14 protein-coding genes and 2 tRNA genes are annotated in these 20973 nt (G+C 64.0%); 3 read left to right on the top strand and 13 right to left on the bottom strand.

All coding sequences use genetic code 11. The features are described 5' to 3' along the window. A partial coding sequence (locus AC3WJI_RS05165; RefSeq protein ID WP_492756177.1) for a DUF8508 domain-containing protein occupies positions 1-4263 on the top strand: 4263 nt, incomplete at its 5' end. 147 nt (positions 4264-4410) lie between these two features. Here the strand turns inward: AC3WJI_RS05165 and AC3WJI_RS05160 are convergent. Together AC3WJI_RS05160 and AC3WJI_RS05155 are read right to left on the bottom strand one after the other, a co-directional pair. Further along, complete coding sequence (locus tag AC3WJI_RS05160) at positions 4411-5046, bottom strand: XRE family transcriptional regulator (RefSeq protein ID WP_492756176.1); 636 nt, start codon at positions 5044-5046, stop codon at positions 4411-4413. Positions 5047-5236: 190 nt separating this feature from the next. Beyond that, positions 5237-5803 (bottom strand): helix-turn-helix domain-containing protein, encoded by a 567-nt coding sequence (locus AC3WJI_RS05155; protein WP_492756180.1) that lies wholly within the window; start codon positions 5801-5803, stop codon positions 5237-5239. 689 nt (positions 5804-6492) lie between these two features. Between AC3WJI_RS05155 and AC3WJI_RS05150 the strand changes: the two genes are divergently transcribed. Further along, positions 6493-6699 carry a hypothetical protein gene (locus tag AC3WJI_RS05150; protein ID WP_492756175.1) on the top strand — a complete coding sequence of 69 codons (207 nt, stop codon included), beginning with the start codon at positions 6493-6495 and terminating at the stop codon, positions 6697-6699. Between the two features lie 1230 nt (positions 6700-7929). On the opposite strand, the gene AC3WJI_RS05145 is transcribed toward AC3WJI_RS05150, so the two are convergent. The 11 genes from AC3WJI_RS05145 to AC3WJI_RS05095 all read right to left on the bottom strand — a co-directional run bounded on the left by AC3WJI_RS05145 (position 7930) and on the right by AC3WJI_RS05095 (position 20314). After that, the gene (locus AC3WJI_RS05145; RefSeq protein ID WP_492756174.1) at positions 7930-8982 is read right to left on the bottom strand and encodes a calcium-binding protein; all 1053 of its coding nucleotides are present in this window, start codon (positions 8980-8982) and stop codon (positions 7930-7932) included. 490 nt (positions 8983-9472) lie between these two features. Next, a complete protein-coding gene (locus tag AC3WJI_RS05140; RefSeq protein WP_492756173.1) occupies positions 9473-10885 on the bottom strand; it encodes a tyrosine-type recombinase/integrase in 1413 nt (470 codons plus the stop codon). A gap of 265 nt (positions 10886-11150) precedes the next feature. Then, positions 11151-13052, bottom strand: coding sequence for a GMC family oxidoreductase (locus tag AC3WJI_RS05135; RefSeq protein ID WP_492756172.1), 1902 nt, complete (start codon positions 13050-13052; stop codon positions 11151-11153). A gap of 2 nt (positions 13053-13054) precedes the next feature. Further along, positions 13055-13591 (bottom strand): hypothetical protein, encoded by a 537-nt coding sequence (locus AC3WJI_RS05130; protein WP_492756171.1) that lies wholly within the window; start codon positions 13589-13591, stop codon positions 13055-13057. A 9-nt stretch (positions 13592-13600) separates the two neighbouring features. After that, positions 13601-15001, bottom strand: coding sequence for a hypothetical protein (locus AC3WJI_RS05125; protein ID WP_492756170.1), 1401 nt, complete (start codon positions 14999-15001; stop codon positions 13601-13603). Next, on the bottom strand, positions 14998-15384 hold the full coding sequence (locus tag AC3WJI_RS05120; protein ID WP_492756169.1) for a putative quinol monooxygenase: 387 nt from the start codon (positions 15382-15384) through the stop codon (positions 14998-15000). Before AC3WJI_RS05120 ends, AC3WJI_RS05125 begins: the two co-directional genes overlap by 4 nt. Before the next feature lie 5 nt (positions 15385-15389). Then, entirely contained in the window at positions 15390-16805 is a 1416-nt protein-coding gene (locus AC3WJI_RS05115) for an FAD-binding oxidoreductase (RefSeq protein WP_492756168.1), read from the bottom strand. 552 nt (positions 16806-17357) lie between these two features. Further along, a tRNA-Pro gene (locus tag AC3WJI_RS05110) sits at positions 17358-17434 on the bottom strand. Positions 17435-17481: 47 nt separating this feature from the next. Next, positions 17482-17557: transfer RNA gene (locus AC3WJI_RS05105), tRNA-Ile, on the bottom strand. Next, positions 17548-18546, bottom strand: coding sequence for a polysaccharide deacetylase family protein (locus tag AC3WJI_RS05100; protein ID WP_492756167.1), 999 nt, complete (start codon positions 18544-18546; stop codon positions 17548-17550). Before AC3WJI_RS05100 ends, AC3WJI_RS05105 begins: the two co-directional genes overlap by 10 nt. A gap of 67 nt (positions 18547-18613) precedes the next feature. Next, the gene (locus AC3WJI_RS05095; protein WP_492756166.1) at positions 18614-20314 is read right to left on the bottom strand and encodes a sensor histidine kinase; all 1701 of its coding nucleotides are present in this window, start codon (positions 20312-20314) and stop codon (positions 18614-18616) included. 180 nt (positions 20315-20494) lie between these two features. Between AC3WJI_RS05095 and AC3WJI_RS05090 the strand changes: the two genes are divergently transcribed. Further along, positions 20495-20962: an Lrp/AsnC family transcriptional regulator gene (locus tag AC3WJI_RS05090; RefSeq protein WP_492756165.1), complete on the top strand. Its 468-nt coding sequence runs from the start codon at positions 20495-20497 to the stop codon at positions 20960-20962. The last annotated feature ends 11 nt before the right edge of the window (positions 20963-20973 follow it).

The following is a 20973-nucleotide window of genomic DNA, read 5'->3' as shown; positions in this document are numbered from 1 at the left end:
TTCACCGTCACCCGTGCCGACGGCAGCGCCGGCGCGGTCTCGGCGACCTGGACCGTCGCGCTCGGCGGCGCCAATGCGGCCGACTTCGGCAGCGGCTTCACTGCGACGGGCACGGTGAGCTTCGCCGCCGGCGCGACCACCGCCGAGATCCGCCTGCCGGTGCAGGGCGACACCGTGTTCGAAGGCGATGAGAGCTTCACCGTGACGCTGAGCGCGCCGACGGGCGGCGCCACGCTGGGCGATGCGGTCGCCACCGGCACGATCACCAACGACGACGCCGCGCCGCCCGCGCCGGTCGCCAACGTGTTCATCAACGAGATCCATTACGACAATGCCGGCACCGATGTCGGCGAGGCGATCGAGATCGCCGGCGCCGCCGGCACCGATCTCAGCGGCTACAAGCTCGTCCTCTACAATGGCAGCAACACGCCTGACGCCGCGCCGAGCTACACCACCACCAACCTCAGCGGCGTGATCGACGACGAAGGCAATGGCTTCGGCGCGGTCTCGTTCAGCTATCCGTCCAACGGCATCCAGAACGGCGCCGCCGACGGCGTTGCGCTGATCGCGCCGGACGGCACCGTGATCCAGCTGCTCTCTTATGAGGGCACCTTCACCGCCGCCGCTGGCACGCCCGCGGCGGGCGTGACCAGCACCGATATCGGCGTCGCGCAGAACGGCTCGGATCCGATCGGCCTGTCGCTCCAGCTCAAGGGCAACGGCTCGAGCGCCGGCGACTTCACCTGGGCCGCCGCTTCGGACGACAGCTTCGGCTCGCTCAATGACGGCCAGACCTTCCTCCCCGCCAACGGCCCCAGCCATATCCGCATCGCCGACGCCACCGTGGTCGAGGGCAATAGCGGCACTTCGAACCTGGTGTTCACCGTCACCCGTGCCGGCGGCAGCGCGAATGCCGCCAGCGTCGCCTACACCGTCAACCTCGACGGCACCGCCACCGCCGACGACCTCGCTCCCGGGGCGGTCCTTTCGGGCACGGTGAGCTTCGCTGCCGGCGAATTCTCCAAGCAGATCGTCGTCGCGGTCAAGGGCGACACTGTCGGCGAGCCCAACGAGACGCTGTCGGTCTCGCTCGGCGCGACCACCGGCAACGTCATCATCGACGACGGCGCCGCGATCGGCACGATCACCAACGACGATCCGATCGCGCTGACGATCAGCCAGATCCAGGGCGAGGGCCACACCTCCGCTTATGTCGGCCAGACCGTGTCGACCACCGGCATCGTCACCGCCGTCGACACCAACGGCTTTTACCTCCAGTCGGCGGTCGGCGACGGCAATGCGCGCACTTCGGATGCGGTGTTCGTCTTCACCAGCACCAAGCCCAGCGTCGCAGTCGGCGACGGCATTTCGGTGCGCGGCTCGGTTTCGGAATTCGCCGGCGACACGGCGGGTCTCAGCGTCACCGAGATCACCGCGCCGGTGGTCACCATCGAAACCCATAACAACGCGCTGCCCACCGCAGTGCTGATCGGCGCGAACGGCATCCTCCCGCCCGCCGAGGCGATCGATAATGACGGCCTCACCAGCTACGATCCCCTGCATGACGGCATCGACTTCTGGGAATCGCTCGAAGGCATGCGGGTCACCATCGACACGCCCCAGGCGGTGTCGAACACCAACGAGTTCGGCGAGACCGACGTCGTCGCCTCGCACGGCAATGGCGCGACCGGAGTCAATGATCGCGGCGGCATCACCATCTCGCCGGGCAGCGAGGGCGTTGCCGACTACAACCCCGAGAAGATCCAGATCGACGACGATAGCGGCATCTTCGCCGGCTATACCCCGGGCCACAGCATCGGCGACCAGCTGAGCAGCGTCACCGGTGTCGTCAATTATGCGTTCGACAATTACGAAGTGATCGTGACGGAAGCGGTCACCGTCACCAAGGACGTGACGCTCGCGCGCGAGACCACCGCGCTCCACGGCGACGCCAACAACCTCTCGATCGCGACCTACAATCTCGAGAATCTCGACACGTCGGACAACAAGTTCGACATCCTCGCCCACGACATCGTCTACAATCTCGGCGCGCCCGACATCATCGCCGCGCAGGAGATCCAGGACGCCGACGGCGCCGGCTCGGGCTCGAACCTGTCGGGCAAGGTCACCGCGCAGGGCTTGATCGATGCGATCTACTCCGCCTCGGGCAAGCATTACGCCTATGTCGAGATCGCGCCGACCACGCCGGGCTCGACCGGCGGCGAGGGCGGCGGCAACATCCGCAACGGCTATTTCTACAATGTCGATCGCGTCGACTATGTCGAGGGCAGCGCCGAGCTGATCGACGGTCCGGCCTATAACGGCACCCGCAAGCCGCTGGTCGCGCAGTTCGCCTTTGCCGGCCAGACGATCACCACGATCAACGTCCACCTCACTTCGCGTCTCGGCAGCGAGCCGCTGTGGGGCGATCACCAGCCTGCGCTCGACGCCGGCGATGCGGCACGCACCGCGCAGGCCGCCGGGGTCAAGGCCTGGGTGCAGGATCACCTCGCCGACAATCCCGCGCTCAACATCGCGGTGCTCGGCGACTGGAACGGCTTCTATTTCGAGCAGGCGCAGACCCAGCTCACCGATCCAGCACAGGGCGGCGTGTTCACCAACCTCAACACGCTCCTCCCCGAGGAAGAGCGCTACAGCTACATGTTCAACGGCAACGCCCAGCAGATCGACAACATCCTGGTCACTGGCGGCCTGGTCGGCAACGCGCAGTATGACTCGGTGCACCTCAATTCCGAGTTCGGCGGCAGCCGCCCGACCGATCACGATCCGCAGCTCGCTTTGCTCCGCCTCGGCGCAGCGCCGCACGACGTCACGCTCAGCAACGCCAGCGTCGCCGAGAACCTACCCGCGGGCACCGTGGTCGGCACCGTCTCGGCAACCGACACGCCGGGCGACACACTGACCTACTTGCTGGTCGACAATGCCGGCGGCCTGTTCGCGATCGACGCGGCCACGGGGGTGGTCACCACCACCGCGCCGCTGAACCATGAGGCCGACGCTTCGTACAATCTCGTCGCCAGGGTCACCGACAGCGGCGGGCTCAGCACCCAGCAGGGCTTCGCGATCGCAGTGCTTGATGTCGAAGAAGGTGTGATCCGTAAGGGGACGCCCAACGCGGACAATCTTGACGGCACCTCGTTGGCCGACACGCTTTACGGCTTCGCAGGCGCAGACGTGCTGCATGGGCTGGGCGGCAACGATGTCCTTTATGGAGGACGCGATGCTGACCTGCTTTCCGGCGGGGACGGCAATGACGTGCTTTACGGCGGCGACGGCGAGGATACGCTCTACGGCGACGTTGGGAACGACCAGCTCAGCGGCGGAAATGGTGGTGATCGCATGTATGGCGGGGCTGGCAACGACACTTATTACGTTGAAAGCATTGACGACCAGGTGATCGAATTTGCAGACGAGGGAATAGACACCGTCGTCTCGTACCTCTCGAACTACACGCTAAAAGCGAATTTCGAGCTACTGGATATCTCCGAAACGGCGCAAGTGGACACGAATGGATTTTCTAATGGCACCGGCAATGGTCTCGACAATGGCCTGCGCGGGAATGCGGGTAGGAATCAGCTCCATGGCTTGGCTGGTAACGATAGCATATACGGTCTGGGCGGCGATGACGTGATCAGCGGCGGCTCCGGGGATGACGTGCTCGATGGCGGCCTCGGCAACGACCTCGTCACCTTCAAGGTCGGAGCGACAGCGGGACAAGGCGTCCGCGTCGACCTGTCGATAACCGCAAAACAGGATACCGGCCAGGGCATCGACAAGCTGGCCAACTTCGAGAATGTTGAGGGAACGAGCGCGTCGGATGTGCTGTATGGCGACGCTGGCGCAAATCAGATTCTCGGGCTTGGCGGAAATGACGTTCTGCGCGGACGCGGCGGGAATGACGTTATCACCGGAGGTGCGGGCGACGACCGTTTCGTTTTCGAAGCTGCCGCCAACAATGGCGTGGATACGATCCGCGATTTCACTTCGAGTATCGACAAGCTCGTCTTTTACACTGGGAGCGGCTATGACGCCGCCGCGCGACTTACTTATGGTGCCCATGCGGCGGGTGCGGGTCCCCAATTCATCTTCGAAAGCGCGAGCCATAGTCTGTCGTACGACCCGGATGGCGAGGGGGGAGTCACGTCGGTGTTGCTCGCCATACTCTCCGGACCGGCAATAAGCGCCGACGATATCCTGATCCTTGCTGGGCAGATTCCTTCGTCGCCAACCGTGCTTATGTGATCGAAACAGCTGGCGCGTGATTAATCCAAACTAGGCGATTGTGAGACCGGCGGAGGCAACTCCGCCGGTCTCACGAACGATACGCCCAGCAATAAGTCCTATTAGTCGGAACGACAGAAGGGAGTGATTTGCCTTTCCGTAGATCCGCTAGGAAAACGCGCGGGCGCTCCAAACAACTCTTCCAGAAACACTGAATTCTCCTTTTGACAGACAGATAGGTTGTTCGCCGGGAGCGTCGGTTGACAATCTATAACGTGCGGAACTCAACTGCAAAACACGCCTTATTGACTTCGCGCCAGCAATATCGATCAAATACGCACTGTTATCTGCCCGCACTTTTATATCTTCAAAGTTTATCAACAGCCGGTCATTGGACAAGAAAGTCGGAATCATTCCGTTACCTATATCGGTAAACAGACCTAGTTTCTTGACATCGTCGGATACCACCTCCGGAAATCCCAAAAAGGGACTGAATGGAACGACCGCTATCAAGGAGAGCGGTTCGCCTGGCGCAGTCCGCAAAGACCACATTGAGACCATCATCACATCGTCGCTCGCGAAGGCGAACTCGCTTTTATCCGTCGCACCTAGCAGCCAAGCTTCTGTAACTCCAAGAACTTGAGCTATTCTCGACAGGTGCACCGTGCGTTTGACATGGCCAGCCGCCAATTGCTGAATTGCAGACGGGGTCAGGCCAACGGCCCTCGCCAATGACGACTTGTTAAACCCCCTACTTGACATTGCGGCGACGAGTCGATCGGGGATTAGCGCGAGTTTCTGCATATGTCGGGCATATCAGCCGAAACCGCGACTTCAAGCGTGACGATTTTCGGAGAAGCACTTAGCCTTAAAGGGTCCCTCCGAGCCGCGGATGGTTCAAGGTGGCGGCAGGCCAAAAAGCGCGATGCCAGTGCGTCGATGATCCAATGGCCCGCGAATGAGCCAGTCCGAGCCACGCCTGCGGAACGTTCGGCTAGGTGCTTTCTGATCGAAGAAACTCTGCAAACCGCAGGAGGTCCTCGCGGTCGAGCTGCGACATCGCCTTCACTGCTTCCAGCAGCGATTGAACATATGCAGCCGATGGGGGTGTTGCTGAACTTCCTAGGAGGCGCGCTAGTGGCTGCTCGAAGAGCCGAGCGAATTGGGCAAGTTCATCGGCATGTACTTTGCGTCGTTCATGCTCGATCGTCGAGATACGCGAGCGCGCGATCCCAAGCGCCGCGGCCACCTCTTCCTGCGAAAGCCCGCGAAGCTGCCGCGCTTTGCGAAGGCGTCGGCCGATCCCAGGAGCAATGAGTTCTTCCGCAACACTGCGCTGGCCGCCCCCCGCTGTCCCGTCCGGCGTTATCGCGTGATCCGACAAGCCGGCTAGGTATTCGACTGACTTGCCGTACAACCGCGCCAATCGCACAAGCTCGTTCGGACGTACCTTTCGATGCCCATGCTCGATTAGTGAAACTGATTTGCGCACTATCCCCGTGGCCGCAGAGACAGCCTGTTGCGACAGGCCGATCTCCATACGAGCCTGCTGAAGACGCATCCCGATATCATCAACTAACTCTCTTCCACGCGGGGCTGGCGACCTCCGCGCGGTTTCTTCGATCACGTTCGACGTTGACCGTCCACGCTCAGAATTGTCATGTCGTGCAGTGTCTACACGTGCCTTTTGAACTTGAACGAAACGTGCAAATTTTTCCGCACCCACACGCTGCTTGCCTCGCCTCAACGACGTGCCTTCGGATGGCAATTCTTCGCTCCCAACCTGCTGCTCGATCGAAGCCCGACTCCTATACATTCGAACGTGGGTTGAGCGTGATCCAGCGCCACTTGGGCTCATGTCGATGTCCTCAACTGTTCACGTCCCACAAGGGGCAACCGATCGTGGTTTAGACCGCAAACTTTATGGTTTAACAACCCATCAGGTGCCCTTGGGCTGGCAATTGCTCCCTTTTTGGGAATGCGCGGCTGAGGAGCCTTGTCAGTCTATTTCGTGCGATAGGACCTGGGCGGACCGCTCTACTCATCAAGATCGCTCCCCAACTACCGAGGGATTGCCACGTCACGGGCAAATCTTGGAGGCCTCTGCAGCCGGCTAACCGGCCATCATCGCAAGGCTGAGCGGTCGCCGCTGCGCCCGCAATCAGCGCGGGAGAGATCAAACCGCGGAGTGACGCGTCCGGCCGGTCTCCCGTCTTGACGACGGATCGCTTCCGCCCCCATCCCCATTCGATGATCGATACCATTCGCAAGCTGATCGAGCGCCTCGCTCCCGATTCCGTTTGCGACGACTGCATCGCCGAACGTCTGGGCCTGGAGGACCCTGCTGAAGTCGCCGTCGCTGCGCTCGAACTCTCCGGCACCAGCCAGTTCGAGCGCCGCCGCGCCGCCTGCACCTTGTGCGGCGCCGTAAAACCGACGACACGTAGATCGCTCTAGCTGATGCCGCCAATCACGAGCCGCGAAGGCGCACGCAACTTTCGCGAAGGAAAATAGCCGCCGTCGGCGCCCCGCTCGACGGCATTTCAGAGCCGGTGGTGATCGGGGTCAGCCTGCTCCATGCAACCTTAGTCAGCCTGGTCCCGGTGGCCGCCGTGTTTCCATCGAATGTCCCCCGAGAGGCTGTCGAGCGCCACAGGGATGAAGAGGGCTGGTCGCGAAGTCGCCTATGTCTTCGGTGTCTGGCGCGATCGCGCTCGCGTCCGCGCTGACCGCCGCCCCTGGCTAAATTGCGCGCGCAGACGTAGGCGCTGATCTCGTCGCCGGCACTACTGCCGTCGCCGCCAGCGCTGCCCTCGCGATGCTCCTCGACACGATGATCCCGGTAGCGACCGAGGACACCCACGAATTCTCCAATCTTATCGCGGTCGCCGGCTTCCTGCTGGCGTTCGTACGCACTCAGGTTGGAGAGTGAGCAAGAATCAACAACGCCACCGAAAGGGCGTTTATGGGCCGCGATCGTTCGGCCGCAGCCGTCCACATTGCCACCCCCGCGGTTTGTTTCTTCGGAACGCCCCTGAACCGGTAGAGGTTCGAGTCGGGCCCGGATTGAAATCCTGCCGTGTACAAGGTGTCGTCCGGCTGCGGACCCAGGTGCACAGGCGGCATCTGACCAAGGGACATTTCCGTAGACTCGCTTCAAATGCGCCGAGCCGCGAAAATGCGCAGTTGAAGCTGTCGCGAATTGGCGAGTTCGGCACAGCTACCGCGGCGGCAGGCCCTTCCGATTTCGCCCGCCCAGTCGGTACGTCGTGCGATTAAAAAAGCGGCGCGGCGGACGGGCGATGCTAAGCATCCGTTGCCAGCACGCCGCGTCACCACCGCGCGCATTCCGGCTTGCCCGGCTTCGCGCCGAAGCGATGGTCCAGGCCGGTAGCTGAGCTCGGCCACTAGGCGACCGTGTTCCATGGCGCGCGGATGGCAGAAAGCGCTGACAGCCATCGGCTTCGCGAACTGGTCAGTGCAACCTTCTCACCCAGTCCGCTCGACTCTCTTCGCTCTTCGCCCGCGGCAGGGACAGGACGCAAACGCGCGGCATCGGCTTCGCCGGGGGGCCAAGCGTCATCCATTGGAGCGATCGCGCCCGTCCCTCGCCAAGAGGCAAGCAGTCTCACTTCGCGCGCATAGGGGGGCGGTTCCTTGCGCCGCCCCCTCCGATCCACATGCCGACTAGACGATGAAAATATCCCCCGCAGCGATGCTGCTGCCCGGAGTATGGGCGAGAAGGGTTGCCGCAGCGCCGCCGGCACCATCCGCGTCGTAATAAAGCGAATGCGTGCCAGCATTGTAAACGAACTGAGGGCCGGCCCCTACCGCAGCCGTACCAACGGTAAAACCGGCGTTAGCGGCGTAGCCGCCGGCGTCGTCGAACTGCAGGCGATCGACACCGCTCTCGAATCCGCGCAGGATGTCGACGCCATTCCCGCCCAGACCCTCGAACACGAACGTGTCCGCACCCGCGCCGCCGGCGATGTCGTCATTGCCCCCGCCGCCGCGGATCGTATCGTCTCCAGCAAGCCCTTGGATCTTGTTCGCGCCCACGTCTCCGGTCAGCACATCGCCGAACGCGGTGCCCTCGAGATTCTCAAAGTTGATGACGCGATCGACGCCTGCGCCGCCCGTATCCTGCGCGCCGGTGCGCGACAGATCGACCGTTACGCCGGCCGTCGCGCCGACCTTGTAGCTGAGCAGATCTGTGCCGTCGCCGCCATTCAGGAAATCGTTGCCCGTACCGCCATTGATCACGTCGTCGCCCGCATAGCCGAACAGGGTGTCGTTGCCGGCATCGCCGTACAGACTGTTCTTGCCAGCATTGCCTTGAATCATGTTGTCGAGGGTGTTGCCCGAGCCGTTGCGGTCGGTCGTGTCGGTGATGCCGCCGAGCCGAAGATATTCGGTATTGGCACTAAGCTTGTAGTTGCTGAGGAGCGATACGACCGTGTCGATCCCTTCCCCCGCTCGCTCGACCACACCATAGTCGGTATTGTCGACGAAATAGGTGTCGTTGCCGGTGCCGCCTTCCATGCGATCCGGGCCGGCATCGCCTTCCAGCACGTCGTTGCCCGCGCCGCCGATGAGGATGTCCGCACCTGCACCACCCCGCAGCGTGTCATCCCCGTCGCCGCCTAGGATGCGGTCGTTGCCGCCATAGCCGTAGATATTGTCGTTGCCGGTGGTTCCCGTGATCACATCATCGGTGGTGGTGCCATAAATCGTCGCCATTAAATTCATCCTCGATCACTTATATAGGCGTCAGCGCGCTCAAGGGTGCCAGACCAAAGCCCGCCAGCGAGCGCGGCTTCCTAACCATTAATTAATCATTTCGATCCTGATCCGGAATCGACAACCGTCCCGAAATGGGACGACTGTCCCTCACGGCAACTCAGCGTCCCGATCAGCGTCATCAAGACACGGTATCGTGCACGAACTCCGCCAGCAGCGACGCGGTGATGCTCTCGCCCCCAGAGGCCGTCGCCTGTGTCAACGAACGCACCGCTGGCGTCAGGCTCTGAAGCCTTACTATCCCGGACCGCTTCCTCACGACCGGCGGCGGACCTGGCTCACCAGGGCACCTGCCGTTGGTCGAAGTAGAAGCGACTCGTCACCTCCCGAGCGCCTCGGTGGCCAACGTCTAATAACCTCGCCGAGCCCGTCTGGGCCAAAACGGGCGTGGCCGCACTCAAACATCAACACCGGTGTCTTGCATCTTGGCCTATCGTGATCTCACGCCCCTGTCGGACAAAAGAGGGACGATCGCACGGGCAACGACGTCGTCGAGGTTCTCGGTGATCCAGCGCGCATAATGCTTCTCGATCATTGCGACCGAGGTGTCGTGGAGCGCGGCCACCAGCCGGATCGGGATGTTCGCGCGTAGCGCCCGTACGATCGAGCTGTGCCGCAGCGCATAGGGAATGGCATCGGGCACGCCGGCTGCCGCCGCCGCGTCTCCCCACCAGCGACGCATTTCCGAGGGGGTCTTCCACGCTTCGCGCCCGATCCGCTCCCAGCGCGTCTTGGTGGCTTGGCGATAATGCCAGCGCTGAAGCATGACTTCATCGGGCGCCCTGCCCTCTACCTCCGGCCTGAGCATCTCGATCACATCCGGCCCTACCCGTATGCGCGTGTTCGCGCCGATCCGCTTGCCGCGACCTTTCCGCGATGGCGGCACGAACAGCCAGCTCTGGTCCAGATCCACGTCGCGGACCTTCATCCGGACAATCTGGGAGAAGCGCGCGCCGGTCGCGGCGAGGACGACGCACAGCGCGTGGAGATCGCCATCCTTGTCCTGAGCGGCGACATGAGAAAGGATCGCGCGAATCGTGTCGTCCGGCAGCACTTGGTTGTAGCGCGAGACCGGCTCGCCCGACAGATCCTCGGCGAAAACAGGGCGGCAGCCGAACTTGATGACGACATGGAGATCGCCGGGCAGCGCGCGGCGATGCTCGAGGAACGCGTCGTTGAGCGCGGCCTTGAGCTCGGAGAGGACGCGCTGCTTGCTCGAGCCGGCCATGGCCGGCAGGCGGCGTTGCCAGTTGCGCAGATGGGTTTCGCGCAAGTCGCGCAGCTTGACGGCGCAGAGCTGCGGATCGCCCATGACGACGTGCGGAATCAGTTTGGACGAGGCGCTGGAGCGCTTAGCGCGCCCTGCCCGCGCCGCTTCGCGGGCGTCGCGCATGAGAATATAGGCGGCGACCGCCTGGCCGAGGGTCATGTCGGGATCGGACTCGTCGTTCTCGGCCGCGACCAGGACTGGCTCGCCTTCCTCCTGGCGCTTGAACCAGACCCCGGCCTTGTCGAGTGCCTGCTTCCAGCTGAGTACGTCCCCGCCGTCAGCCTCGACGAAATCATCGGCCTTGCCGAGCGCGAGCGTGCGGTAATCCTCCTTGGAGCCGGCTTCGCGGTAGCGGGCAATCCAGGAACCGCTGCGCGCACCGCGGTAGTAGCCGATGTGGCGGCCTTTCGAGATGACGCGCCAATAAGGGTGGTGGCGCGCCGCCAGCCGCGCCCTTGCGGTGCGCTCCTGGATACGGACTTCGTTCGCCGTCCTGCCCATGAAAACTCTCAAGACATCCCCGAAAACATCCCCAATAGATCTAGCAGAAACACCGCGGACGAAGAAGAACAAAAACCTCCTCAAGTGATTGACATATTAGTCGTTCATAGTGGTTCGCCTAAGGTTTACGGGCTCTCTTTCACGGCTGAAGCACGGGTTCGATTCCCGTAGGGGTCACCATCCGCGATTTTGGCGGATTGGTCGTTATTCACACTTGCTGACCTGAGTTCGAGCACATAGCGCGCGACTGGGCCAACTTGAGTGTCTGCTGCGCCAGGCGCACGGGAGGCAATGCCTGGCCCCCCATCTCACGATAGTGCCGGTCCGCGGGCTCGGGCTAAGCGAGATCCGTCAAGAGGGTCTGCGCGGCCCAGAGAGCGAGCGCCGCAATGGTCAGTGTCGGATTGCCGGTCGCGACTGTCGGGAATACGCCGCTGCCGACGAGGAACAGGTTCGAATGATCCCACGACCTTTGTTCCGCGTTGACCACCGAGCAGGTCTTGTCGGCGCCCATCCGGTACGTTCCGACGACATGGCCCGCGCCGAAATAGCGGAAATAGTCGGTGGTCGCGCCGGCCGGCACGGGCGCACCGTCGGGAACGGGCACGTCGTTCGCGTCGTAGGTGACCGAGAACACCGTAGGATCCCTGCCGAGCAGGCTCTTGTCGGGCGCCCCGGTGAATTCGGTCGCGCCCATTGCGTCGTAGATCTGTGTCGCGGTCCGCTTGGCGACCACGAAGCCCATCTTGGTATAGTCGGAAAAATTGTACGTGATCCGCGGGCGCGGCAGGCCGAGTCGATCCTTGAACGTCGGCGACAGCGTCACGTCGCAATCGTCGTCGGGCGTCTGTTCCATCAGGAAGCCGAGCCGGAACTGCTTGGTCAGCCCCTCGTTCAGCGCGCCGACCAGCGCTGCCCCCCACATCGCCTGCTTCTTGCCATTGAGACCGCTCACATTGGTGCCCAGCACGAAGTCGAGCGTCGTGGTGTAGGGATCGCCGATCGGGAAGTTCCAGCCCTCGTTGCCGATTTCGATGCGGAATGGCGCGTGCTTGCTGCGGAACGCGCCGTCGCGCATGCTTTCGATCCCAGCCGTCGAGAGCGGTCCGCGATAGCCGTAGACCGGCTGCGCGGCATGCGCCCAGGACAGATAGATCGGGTGGTCCATCAGATGCTGGCCGACATGCCCGCTGCTGTTGGCGACGCCGTTCGGCGTGGCGCCATTATTGGTCGACATCAGCAGCAGCCGCGGCGTCTCGATCGCGTGGCAGGCGATCACGTAGCGGGTCGCCTGCACGCTGCCGCTGCCGGTCGCGGGGCCGTTCGGGTCGTCATAGGTCAGATAGTCGATCCCGCTCACCTGCCCGTCCGCGCCAACGGTGATGTGGTTTGCGACGCTCTGATACTGGATCGTGACGGTCGGATATTGCAGCGCCTCGTACAAGGTTACGGTCGGATCGTACTTTGCCTGGATCGGGCAGATCGGAATGCAATTGGTGTTGCCGGCGCAGACCCGGCGATCCTGGTACGGAATCGAGTTGCGCCCGGCAGGCGTGTTGATGACCTCGAGCTTGATATCCTCGACCGGCGGCATCGCGGCGATCCCCGACGTTACGGCCTGATCGACCAGCGAACTCGGGATTGGCGGCATCGGATAGGCATAGCCCTGGCCGAAGGTGATTCCGAGATATTGCTGGTCGGCGACGTCGGCGGCCACGCCGATCTCTGCCTCCGCCTCGCCGTACCAGGGCTCGAGGTCGTCATAGCCGATCGGCCAGTCCTCCTCGACGCCGTACAGCGTCTTCACTCGGAAATCGTTGGGCACGAAGCGCAGGCTGGTGCCGAGCCAGTGCCGCATCGTGCCGCCGCCGCCGCGCTCGTACGTGCTGGCAAAGGCGAGCGGCCCTTGCTGGTCGAGATAGGCCAGGCTTGGGTCCTGCCAGCTGGATTCGCCAAGCATCAAGGTGGTCGGCCGCCCGACCGCCATGTTCGACGGATTGCTCAGCGACTGCACGGCGCTGCCATCGTCGGGCAATGCGATCGGCGGCGCATAGGGCGACTCGGGTACCTTAGCCTGCGCCACATAGAAGCGTTCGAGGAAGTCCGCGTACGACCCTTGCCCGTCCAGGCCTGCTTCGAGGATCAGCACTTTCTTGCCGGCGGCGCCCAGCCGCTTGGCGATCAGCGCCCCGGTGATCCCGGCGCCGACAATCACGACGTCATATTGCGGATCCGCCATGGTCACGCTCCCACCAGATCGTTGAGCGGCGTCGGCGCGCCGTTCCAATAGCCGAAGCGGAGGTCGCTATAGCCCATCGGGTGCGCCTGCCCGACCTGCCAGGCCCAGCCCTGGGTGTAGGCATCGGAGGAGATCACGACGAAGGGCGGCGGGAACGGCGCGGGATCGGTCGGCTTCAGCGCGTTGCACGCCGTGATGTAGGCAGCGAGCGCGGCCGGCTCGTACCAGGCGCCCAGGTACCACATCAGCATCACCGTCTTGGCGATATACAGGATATCCACGTCGGTCGCGGTCATGATCAGGTTCGCCACGACCGGATCGGGCTGCCCCTTATTCTGATCATACAGCGCCATCAGCTTGCCGAACGGCACCGGCGCATGCTGCAGGGCATAAGTCAAATACGCCTCGGCCGTACCGTGCGTGTCGAGAAAGGGATGCAGCTTGTCCTTGTTGATCCCGGTGAGGATCTCGGACAGCGCCACGAAAGCGTCGAGCGGATCGACGGGTGCGGCGGGATCGGTCGCAGGATCTGTCATCATCGCAGCCCCTTATTGCGCTTTTTCGAGAACGAAGCTGAAGTCGGACGTCTTGCCGGCGACGTCGGTGGCGTTGCCGTGGCAGGCCATGCAGCTCGACGATGCCTGCGGCACGTTGCCCTGGACATAGGTCTCCATAGTCACATTCGCGGCGAAGAGCGGGAACGGCGCACCGTTAGGGTCGGTCTTGCTGGTAGGCTGGGTCGGCCACTGCGTGGTGATCAGCTCGTAATTGGCGAGCACATTGCCCTTCAGCGCGGCCTGGAATTGCGGATTCCACAGCGCGGCGCTACGCACCGCCTGCTTCGGATATTGCGTCGTCCGCACGATCTGGCTGTGAAAATCGCCCGGGAAAGGCTGGATCGATGGGTTCCATGGCTGCGGCGGCTGCTTGTTGATCGGGCACGCTGCCGCGCCGCATGCGGGATTGTAGAAGTTGAACCGCCCGGTGGTCGTCGGCGCCGACGGCACATTGCCGACATGCTCGAACGTCGCCCAATTCCATTGCGGCTCGTTAGCGGTCTTGTGGACGATATGGATCCCGGCCAGCCCGAGCGTCTGGACCTTGCAGGTCGCCGGCGTATTCCCGGTCGCAGGCGAATAGACATAGCCTTTGACGGCATGGAACGTCGCGGGATCGTCGCCCGCGGCCAGCACCTTCCAGGCGACCTTGACCACGATCGCACCGACCGTGCCGCTGCCCTGCGGCTTCAGGTCCGCACCGACCGGGAACTGGACGGTCCCGTCGAACCCCTGCTGCCCCGCTTTGCTGTAGAGTTTGTTGGCGACGATGTAGTCGTACATCGGCTGGTTCACGAGGATCTGGTAGCGCGCGTAATTGCCGTTCTGGTCGATCAGCGGGCCGGTGTTGAGCGGTTGGCCGGCGACGCTGACGGTGGGCGTCACCGGGGTCTTGCTGATCATCCGCAGCACCGGCGCGCCGGTGCCGGCGCCGGTGCAGATCGACGGCGCGGGGACCGAGGTGCCGAACGGCGGCGGCGTGGCACCGCCGGGCAGCATCAGGCTCGACAGGTCCTGCCACCCCTCCCACACCGCCGGCGCATCCGCGCCGTTATTCGCAGGCGCATTGAGCGCGACGAAGGTGAGCCAGGAATTGAAGTCGAACGCCTGCTGCAGCGTGTCGAGGTTCACGGTGCCGCCCCCGAACGCCACCGCGCAGGGCAGCCCGCTTTGTGCGATCGCCGGCGTGACGACCGCCGGGGCGACCGGCGGCAAGGTGGTGTTGCAATTGCTTACCACCGGATTGATCGACGGCGCCGCGCCGACCGCACTCGGCCCTGCCGAGGTGATCGTGTCGCGGCTCGGCGCGCTTCCGGCCGGCGCGTCGACCGTCGTGCAGCCCGCCACAACCAGCATCGCGGCGCCGGCGCCGATCCATCCGAGCGTCTTCATTGGCTGTCCCCCGTTTTCGGAGCTGGCGTCACCATCGACTGACGGACGAAGCCGGCGTGCCGCTCGAGCCATTCCGACACCACGAACAGGTTGCCGTTGCTCAGCAGGAAATATTGCTTGTTGCGCTCGAGCCAGGCGTGAAACAGCCCGTTCAAATGCTTCTCGAAGGCGGCATAGTCGTCGAACACCGAGAGGAAGACGACCTCGTTCGCAGCCGGCGTCGGATAGGAGGTCAGTTCGGGCGAAAAATTGGGGACGTTGACCGTGTACATCGGTACGAACGGCTCCTCGGCCTCGACCAGCGCGACAAGTTCGTCGAGCGCGCGCAGCGCTTCGTCGCGCTTGCCTTCCAGGATGCTCCAGCGGGCGATGATCGGCAGCATGAGGGCTACTCCACGAAAGTGCGATTGAGCGGTGCGAGGTCCAGCGGCTGGCTGACATCGGGTTCGAAGCCGGACGCGATCCCCTGCTGGAACGCGAAGTAATTGTCGGGATCGACCTGGCGCTTGATCTCGAGCAGCCGCGGATAATTGTCGCCGTAATACATCCGCTTCCAGTCGGTCTGGAGCGGGTCGATGTAATTGACGTAAGCGCCGCTGAAGTGCGGACGCAGTTGCTCGAAAAAGGCATAGCCCCATTCGACATTCGCGCGGGTCAGCCCGACATCGCCGCGCGGCCAGATTGCCTTGAGCTCGGGCATGAAGCGGGCGCCGCGGTGCGCAAAGGCGGTGGTGTCCTTGGCGACATCGTCGATCGCGCCGCCGGCATGTGTCCACACCATGAAGGTCTGCTGGCTGGGCGACACCGACATGAACTCGTCCAGGGTCGCGACGAAGTCCGGGGTCAGCCCCCTGGGCGGCACCTCGCCCGAGCGGATATAGGCATAGCGCCCATCCACCAGCGTATTGCGCCCGACCATCGTCTCGAACTGCGGCAGCGTCATGTTGTTGATCTGCGCGACGAACGGGTCGCGCTTGAACAGCGGGCCGAGCGCATCCATTCCGTGAGCGGAATCGCCATTGAACACGCAAGTGAATCCGAAGGCGGAGATGGTCTGCCCTGTCGCGGGATCGACATATGGGCCCCAGACACCGTAGCAGGCGAGCTCGTTCGGCACCGTCTCGACCCATTCGTTGTAGAAGCCGATGACGTCCTGCGCCTGGTCGGTACGGTAGCGCAGCTGCGACACCATCATCGTCGCGGTGCGCGGCTTGCGCAGCTGCAGATGCAGGTCGACGACGATCCCGAAATTGCCGCCGCCGCCGCCGCGACAGGCCCAGAACAGGTCGATATCGGCGGGATCGGTGCTTTCGCCCGAAATGGTTCGGACGTTTCCGTCGACATCGACGATCGTCAGTGCGATCAGATTGTCGATGCTGAGCCCGTAGCTGCGTGACGCGAAGCTGTACCCGCCGCCGAGCACGAAGCCCGAGACGCCGACCGGCGCGCACCCGCCGCCGACAGGGATCAGTCCGTCCCCTTTGCTGCCGAGATAATCGTAGATGTCGATCCAGCGCGTCCCTGCCTGGACGCGCAACGTGTCGCCCTCCAGCTTGATCGCATTCATCAGCGAGAAGTCGACGACGACGCCGCCGGTGTTCAGGCAATAGCCGGTCGCGCTGTGTCCGCCCGCCTTCGCAGTCAGCGGCAGCCCGTGGCGCCTCGCGAATTTGAGCGTCTTTACGACGTCCGCTACGGAATCGACGAGCACTATCAGTGCGGGCAGCAATTGAACGCGGCCATTGTCGATCTGCGTCTGGGCGAGATAGCGCGGATCGCCGGGTGGCAGGACGTATCCGCTCAAACCACGTTGCAGATCGGCCGCCAAGCGCGCAAGATCCGTATCGCCGCCAGATAGTGTCATCGCACGCTGCCCCCGCACTACGTGGTTTCGACAAATATATACTTATACAGCCTGAATTCAGGTCTGCAGCGACTCGGTAGTATTACATTTACGCTTTCATCGTCGTCCTAAATCTTGCCGATTGCAAATCTTTATTTGCCGGTAGCGAATCAATCATGATTAAGGTAAATGTACACTTTAATAATTCCGCGCTATCGATCCAATATATTTCAAAACGGATTGAGCAGCGCATCGATTTAAGTGATTTCCGGCAACAGCTTATCGCGATATTCCTCCATTACGGACTCGGGCCCGACAGGCTGCGTCGAAATTCGCGCATTCCGGCCTGAGCTATTGCGCGCTTCGCGCCGCGCTGAGCGTATGAATATCGTAGGAGACGCTGAAAAGGTTCGCGCCGAGCGTCGGGAGGTATCCCGCGGGTCATTCGAAGAGCTACGGCAGACCGCGATTCCGCAGGAGGTGCGTGAGTAGCTTAGGTCACTAAGCTGGGAATGGTCGGGGAGACAGGATTCGAACCTGCGACATCCTGCTCCCAAAGCAGGCGCGCTACCGGACTGCGCCACTCCCCGACGCCACGGGCGCTTAGAACCAAGCGCGCCGCGATACAAGCCGCCGCTGGTGGGCCCGGCAGGACTCGAACCCGCAACCTAGCCGTTATGAGCGGCCAGCTCTAACCATTGAGCTACAGGCCCCCAGCGCCCGCGGCAGTAGCGGAGGTTGGGCCTGCGCCGCAAGCCGCGTCGAGGATCTCGGCGAGCGACGCCGGCGCTACGCCGAGTCGCGCGAGATGCGCGAACATCGAGTGCCACCAGTGCCAGAACGCGGCCAAGTCGGCGCCGTCGCGGACGTAAGGTGTGTGGCCGGGAACGATCGAAGGCGAATGGAAGCTGAAGTTGAGCAGCCGCACTCCCTCGCCCACCGCGACGCGCACCGCCTCGAGCGCGTCGCCCAGCGGCATGTCTTCGGGAGTGAGCGCCACGCGCGAAAGCAGGCCGAGCCGCGCCGCGACGCCGCGTCCGCGGGGCACGCTGCCGAGCCGGCGGTGGAGCATGGCCCCGCCGCGGCGCAGCGCGCCGGTGAATACCGTGGTCAGCGGAAGCTCGACGATCGATCCGTCAGGTCCCACGCGGAAGGCGTGGTTGGCGATTCCCGAGAAATCGGGGCCGCCCTCGCTCGAATAATCATAGCTCGATCGCATCGACGTATCGGCGCGGTAGCCGAGCCGGCGCAGCAGTGCGAAGCTCTCCTCACCGAGCCCGTAGCGGCCGGCGCGGTAGATTAGCGGCGGCGTGCCGAACGCCGTCGCGATCACCTCGGTCAGGCCGGTGAGCTTTCGCGCCTCCAGCGCCGCGGGAAGATTGCCGGCGAAGCTGTTGTGCGCGGAGAGCGCTTCCTCGAAGGGCGGGTTGACCCAGGGATGTAGCTGGGTTCCCACTGCCGAGCGGCCATCGGCGACCAGCTTACGCAACGTCTCGACCGCGCGCGGGCAGGTCGCGATCGGATAGTCGACCAGCCAGGTCAGGGGAACGCCGTGGGTCGCGAAGCGGGCATGCGCATCGGGCATTGCCGCCATGTGAGTCGTGCCCCCGGCGTCGCGGCTGAACGTCGCGCCCCAGTCGAACTCCTCCTCGGTATCGACGAAGACCGTGAAGCGCGTGCCGAAGCCGTCGGGCCAGCGCACCAAAGCGGCCGGTGCGGCTGCGGGGGGACGAAAGCCCCTTCCGGAATCGCGCGTCGCCACGCTCAGATCAGATCGCCTGCCCCACCCGACTGGTTACGGCGGCGGGGAGCCGCAAAGTCAAGTTCGCCGGCCCGATCACCAGGCCGCCGCCCAACTCGCGCGCGAGGTTGCGCGACAGCCGCAAGGCGAAACCGGTGCCGAGCAGGGTCGAATCCTCGCGCTCATCGTCGATGCCGAGGATCGAATCACCGGGATAGTCCGCCAGCGCGGTGGGGCGATCGATCGACAATGCGACGCGCTGGTCGGTCTCGAGCGCCATCTTGACGCTGATCCGTTCGTCGGGGCCGGTCGCCGAGACGAGCGTCGCCATCAACCGCGACAGCAAGCGCTCGACTGCGCGGCGATCGCCCGCGACGATCATGTCCTCGGCGGGAAGCGCGATCATCGATCCGCGCAGTTCGAGCAACGGGGCGAGGTCCTCGGCGATCGCGGCGAGCAGCGGGCGCAGCGCGACGCGGTCGGAAGTCAGCGCCAGCGCGTCGCTGTCTATCCGCGCGGCAAGATCGAGATCGTCGATCGCGCCGAGCAGTTCGCGCGCCTCGGTACGGATGACGTTGGCGCGGGCGCGGTAGACGTCCGATACCGGCCCGAGCATCTGGGTCTCGATCATCTCGGCGAAACCGGCGATCGCGTTGGTTGGGGTGCGCAGCTCGTGGACCAGCTGGCGCAGCGATTCGGCGGGCGAGCCCGACGGCACGCGCACCGGCTCGGCGCGCTCGTCGACGCGCGGGCGGCGCGCGGTGCCGCGATATCCGGTGAAGCGGCCATTGGCGGGATCGAACACCGGGATCGCCGAGATCAGCCAGTTGCCCGCCGCGTCGGCGGCGCCTTCGATCGTCATGCGCGCCGTCGAGAAGCCGGCACGACGGCGAAATGCCCCTGCTGCGATCCCGTCGACCAGCGAATGCTCGTTCTCGCCGGTCAGATCCAGCGACAGCCCGATCACCGGCGCGCGGCTGACGCCGTCGACCCAGCGGATCACGCCCTTCTCGTCGGTCTCGAAGCGGAATTCCTCGGCGCGAAGCAATGCGGGCGGCGCGGCCGGGCCGGTTTCCTCACGGTGACGCCAGAACGCGTCGATCCGCGCGACCACCTCGGCAATTTCGAACGGGCCCGAATCGTCGCCAGTAGGCGGCGCGACGGGGCGCGGCGGCGTCGCGGCAGCCGCCGCGGCCGGGAACCGGTCGCTGTGATCCATGGCCGGATTGTGCGCGTCCACCGCCGGTTCCGCAATCGACGCGCGCGATCTATCCACAACTTCCGTCGACGCCCCGTTCGAGCCGTCGGGCAAGACGAAGTCGACCGGGCCGAAGCTCTCGAGCGCGCGCTGGACGTCGGGGCCAAGGTCGCGGCGGTTGCGCAGCACGCTGCGCGCCGTCGGGGTGAGATCGGGCAGAAACTGGATCCATTCGGACGCGGTCAGGCACGCACTGCGGAGCACCGGGATGGCGATCGGCACGTCGTCCTGCGCGAACAGGCGGACGAGCGCCGCGGGCGGATCGGCATATTCGAGCGCGCGTGCGCTGGCCGCGCGAACCGGGGGCGGCACGTCCGCGCGGATCGCACGCAGCGTCGCCATCGCGCGCGTGGCAGGCGGCACTCGGCGGCGACCGATCAGGTCGACGAGCTGGCGCCAGACCGACTGGATGCCGTAGGGCGTTCCCAGGTCGGCAGTCAGCACCGTTTCCAGAGTGTCGTCGAAGCGCACGCGCCTTAAACTTCCCCGCGACGCGGAAGCGCGCCATCAGATTTTATTAACGTCTTAAGCTGCCGCTAGAAACATGCCATTTCGGCACGTCGCATTGTGGGACAATTGCGTTGCGTTGTAATTATCTTATAGTCTAGCAACCGATCAATGCAACGAATCAACATTGAAAGAGAGGATCCCATGCGGTTCGACGAGATCGACGTGCGGATCCTTGGACTGCTGCAAGATAACGGCCGGATGACCAATGTCGAGCTCGCCGAGCGGGTGGGCCTCACGGCCCCGCCCTGCCTGCGCCGGGTGCGCGCGCTCGAGCAGCAAGGCGCGATCAGCGGTTATCATGCGTCACTCGATCCGTCGGCGCTCGGCTACAACCTCACCGTCTTCGCGATGGTCAGCCTCAAGAGCCAAGCCGAGAGCGACCTGCGCGCGTTTGAGCAACTGGTGGCGGACATTCCCGAAGTCCGCGAATGCCACATGCTCAACGGCGAGATCGACTTCATCCTCAAGATCGTCGCCCCGGACCTGCAGAGCTTCCAGCAGATCCTGACCACGCAGCTGACCACCGCGCCCAATGTCGAGCACGTCAAGACCTCGCTGACGATACGCACCTCGAAGGCGCTGCCCGGAGTTCCCGTCCCCGAGATGTGAAAAGGGGCGGC

It is taken from the genome of Sphingomonas sp. FW306-1B-B10E, from assembly GCF_058782005.1.
Note: the sequence above shows the minus strand (reverse complement) of the source record. Positions and strands in the feature narration are given on the sequence as shown.

Coding starts and splice junctions, on each gene's coding strand:
- AC3WJI_RS05160 (WP_492756176.1), bottom strand. CDS start 5,046: ATGCAGAAACTCGCGCTAATCCCCGATCGACTCGTCGCCGCAATGTCA.
- AC3WJI_RS05155 (WP_492756180.1), bottom strand. CDS start 5,803: ATGCGTCTTCAGCAGGCTCGTATGGAGATCGGCCTGTCGCAACAGGCT.
- AC3WJI_RS05150 (WP_492756175.1), top strand. CDS start 6,493: ATGATCGATACCATTCGCAAGCTGATCGAGCGCCTCGCTCCCGATTCC.
- AC3WJI_RS05145 (WP_492756174.1), bottom strand. CDS start 8,982: ATGGCGACGATTTATGGCACCACCACCGATGATGTGATCACGGGAACC.
- AC3WJI_RS05135 (WP_492756172.1), bottom strand. CDS start 13,052: ATGGCGGATCCGCAATATGACGTCGTGATTGTCGGCGCCGGGATCACC.
- AC3WJI_RS05130 (WP_492756171.1), bottom strand. CDS start 13,591: ATGATGACAGATCCTGCGACCGATCCCGCCGCACCCGTCGATCCGCTC.
- AC3WJI_RS05125 (WP_492756170.1), bottom strand. CDS start 15,001: ATGAAGACGCTCGGATGGATCGGCGCCGGCGCCGCGATGCTGGTTGTG.
- AC3WJI_RS05120 (WP_492756169.1), bottom strand. CDS start 15,384: ATGCTGCCGATCATCGCCCGCTGGAGCATCCTGGAAGGCAAGCGCGAC.
- AC3WJI_RS05090 (WP_492756165.1), top strand. CDS start 20,495: ATGCGGTTCGACGAGATCGACGTGCGGATCCTTGGACTGCTGCAAGAT.